The organism is Flavobacterium sp. (assembly GCF_031423415.1).
Classification (GTDB): domain Bacteria; phylum Bacteroidota; class Bacteroidia; order Flavobacteriales; family Flavobacteriaceae; genus Flavobacterium.
Genome location: NZ_JANPFL010000077.1, coordinates 1 through 1,350, shown reverse-complemented (window position 1 = coordinate 1,350; position 1,350 = coordinate 1). Strand labels below are relative to the sequence as shown.

Here is a 1,350-nt window from a genome sequence, read left to right as displayed (position 1 = left end):
AGGCAAAGGCACTCAAGCCGAATTTTTGAAGACAAAATACAATCTAACACATCTTTCGACAGGAGATATTTTTAGATTTAATATAAAAAACGAAACCGATTTAGGTAAATTGGCAAAAACATTTATGGATCACGGCGATTTGGTACCAGATGAAGTAACCATAAAAATGCTTAATTCAGAAGTCGAAAAAAATCAAAATTCAGCTGGATTTTTATTTGATGGATTCCCAAGAACTTTGGCGCAAGCAGAAGCTTTAGATGGTTTTTTGGCAACCAAAAACCAAAAAATTACAGCAACAATTGCACTCGAAGCAGATGATGAGATTTTGGTTCAAAGATTATTAGAACGAGGCAAAACTTCAGGAAGACCAGATGATCAAGACGAAGAAAAAATCAGAAATCGATATGACGAATACAATCAAAAAACTGCACCATTGATGGATTATTATGTGAAACAAAATAAATTCCACTCTGTTAACGGCATTGGAACAATCCAAGAAATCACTATTAGATTGAGCAATGTAATTGATAATTTGTAATTTAGCAAAAAAAAAGTGTTTTTAAATAAACAAAGTAGTAACCAAATAAACAAAAATTGGAAATAATAATAATTTTCTTTTTAATTCTTTTAAACGGAGTTTTTTCAATGTCAGAAATTGCATTGATTTCAGCACGAAAAAACAGACTTGAATTGGCAGCTAAAAAAGGTAATACAAGTGCCAAAACAGCATTAGATTTAGCCAATTCTCCAAATAAATTTTTATCAACAGTCCAAATTGGTATTACTTTAATTGGTATTTTGACTGGTTTGTATTCAGGAGACAAAGTAACCGATGATGTCAGATTATTTCTTGATGGATTTGTGACTTTGCAACCTTATTCTGCCAATTTATCTGTTGGGATTGTCGTTGTTATATTAACATTTTTTTCATTAGTATTAGGCGAATTATTACCAAAACGAATCGGATTGAACCATCCAGAAGCTATTGCAAAAGCGGTCGCAGTACCCATGAAAATGGTTTCGATTGTAACTGCACCTTTTATTTGGTTGCTTACTACAACAACCGATGCGATTCTTAAAGTATTGAATATCAAGCCAACCGCTGACGGAAAAGTAACCGAAGAAGAAATTAAAGCAATTATAAAAGAAGGTACCGAGGGTGGCGAAGTTCAAGAAATTGAACAAGACATTGTGGAACGTGTTTTTCATATTGGTGATAGAAAAGTAAATTCGCTAATGACACACAGAAAGTCTGTAGTTTTTATTCCATTAAATTCCAATAAAATACAAGTTAAAGAATTAATGCTTAAAGAATTGCATTCTATTTATCCGGTTTATGGCGAAAATTAT

Annotated in this window: 2 protein-coding genes; both read left to right on the top strand. The window is 32.1% G+C overall.

Translation table 11 applies throughout. The features are described from left to right. Positions 1-538 (top strand): adenylate kinase (locus RMO83_RS07410; protein WP_310559039.1); only part of this gene is annotated, 538 nt, incomplete at its 5' end. Between the two features lie 56 nt (positions 539-594). Then, positions 595-1,350, top strand: a 756-nt coding sequence (locus RMO83_RS07405) for a CNNM domain-containing protein (protein ID WP_310559038.1), incomplete at its 3' end; no start/stop codon positions are given.